2 protein-coding genes are annotated in these 1,862 nt (G+C 48.1%); both read left to right on the top strand.

Annotated features, from left to right (window positions below):
• Positions 1-265 precede the first annotated feature (265 nt).
• On the top strand, positions 266-940 hold the full coding sequence (locus HMPREF3066_RS06430; protein ID WP_141743190.1) for a hypothetical protein: 675 nt from the start codon (positions 266-268) through the stop codon (positions 938-940).
• A gap of 159 nt (positions 941-1,099) precedes the next feature.
• Positions 1,100-1,834, top strand: a complete 735-nt coding sequence (locus tag HMPREF3066_RS06425) for a PoNe immunity protein domain-containing protein (RefSeq protein WP_472684886.1) — start codon at positions 1,100-1,102, stop codon at positions 1,832-1,834.
• The last annotated feature ends 28 nt before the right edge of the window (positions 1,835-1,862 follow it).

Raw genomic sequence — 1,862 nt, 5'->3', positions numbered from 1 at the left:
GGGGATGTCCAACTTTTGGGGTGCAGTTCAAAACCTTTCAGACGGCCTTTTCTAATAACGGTTGTTTTGTTTATATGGCTAAGCAGCTGGATGATTACGCCAGTGAAATAACGGTTACCGTGCCATGGCTGATTGGTGCAGGGATAAGGCAAAGTCTTTAGCGGTTCAAGATATTATCAATCGTTGGAAGGTTTTAAACAAAATATTTGCGGATGAGGTGATAGGCAGGCTGTCAAAAGTCGAATATGCCCTGCCTAACGGAGCCATGTCCGATTTGCGCCACCTGCTTGCAGAATCGCAACGTTTGCAAAATCAGGCAGTCAGACCGCTGCAAAGTGCCGTAGACGAAGTAAAAGGCACTCTGAACGGGATTGCGAATGCTTTGGAAAAAGAGGTAGGCGGTTTGCAGGCGGCAAGGGTGGGGAACAAAACGCCGGTTCGGCTGGAGAGGCACGACCCGAATATCGTCCGCGGCTGGAATAATGCCAAAAAAGGGCTGTACGGGGAATTGATCAGCGACGAATACATGGTAAATAAGGGGTTCAACAACCTGCTCCCCGATAACCGCCGGGTGCGCAGTTTGGAAGACGCGCCCAAAGGTCGCGGGATAGACGGTATATACGGTAATCCTAATCCGCCGCCGCCGTACATTGTTACGGAGACGAAGTTCAGGACGGCAGTCGGGGAGTACGTGGACAGCGACGGGACGCTGACGAGGGCGAAGAATGTCGAGGGGCTGTTGGGGAATACCAAGGACGGGAAGCAGATGAGTAATAGGTGGATTAAAAATAGATTGGAAAAAGAAATTGGTGATGCACAAGCAAGGAAAGTTGAACAAAGCTATGAAAGTTGGCTGATGATAGTCGGACCGGACGGTAAAGTCGAAACCATCTACAAATTGGATCAAAATGCCAAAGTCGTTGGTACGGTTAAAATTTAAAAAGGAAAGATAATGTGTGAATTTGAAAAGAACAAACGAGCTATTTATTTGATAGAAAATAATTTTCTTCGTAAGAAAAAATTTTTGGAGGAATATAAAGATATAGAATTTTGGTCTATGGAAATTCCTGAGTGGATTGCTGGGCAAGGAGAAAAACAGGTGCGAAACTGGTATTCAAGCCGTAGCGATACACAACTGTCAGACTATATGAAATACGTCCAGCTCCTCTATTCCGCAGGCATTCCCATGCCCGAAGTCGTTTCCGCCACCCATGACATGCTCGAACGCTTCCACAAGCATTTCGACATTGATTTCCCCGAAGACAAGCTGCAACTGTGGGAAGCCGATTCCTACGCCTACATCCTTTGGCTGCTGGGGCTGGCCGTATTGTCCAACCATAAAGAAAGCCTCAACCGCATCCCCGGCTGGCTTTCACCCGATTTGGACGAAAACGGAGAGCGCATTCTTGGCGGTGCCCCACTGGTGGATGCACCGATGAAGGCATTGCTGGATTTGGTCGGATATCGGGGCAGGGTTCAGGTCAATCCCAAACCGTTTTTTCCGAAAAGCGTCTATATGCTGATACCCGACATCATCCATCCGCCCAAAAACCCCGACAACCCGTTTGAACCTTCGGGCATTCCTCGCGGCAGGCTGCTGCGGGACTATCTGAAAGGCTGGTACAAAACTAATAAGGATACTTATTGGTATGACTACCATAAAGTCAGGGATGGAGAATTGTTCTTCGGCTACTGGGCATTTGAAACCGCCATCTTTACCCTGCTGCTTCATGCAGATATGGAAGGTCAACCCTTAAAGGCAATGAGTTTTTATCCGAAGGACTATATCGAATATGCCTGCAAACACGGGTTTGCGGTATTGGACGGCATATAGGATGGCAATGGGAAAGGCCGTCTGAAAA

Source organism: Neisseria sp. HMSC03D10, from assembly GCF_001807625.1.
GTDB lineage: Bacteria > Pseudomonadota > Gammaproteobacteria > Burkholderiales > Neisseriaceae > Neisseria > Neisseria mucosa.
This window is presented reverse-complemented; position numbering and strand designations above follow the sequence as displayed.

What these genes read in the sequence shown, in the direction of transcription:
- HMPREF3066_RS06430 (WP_141743190.1), top strand. Translation starts at nt 266, where the DNA reads ATGTCCGATTTGCGCCACCTGCTTGCAGAATCGCAACGTTTGCAAAAT.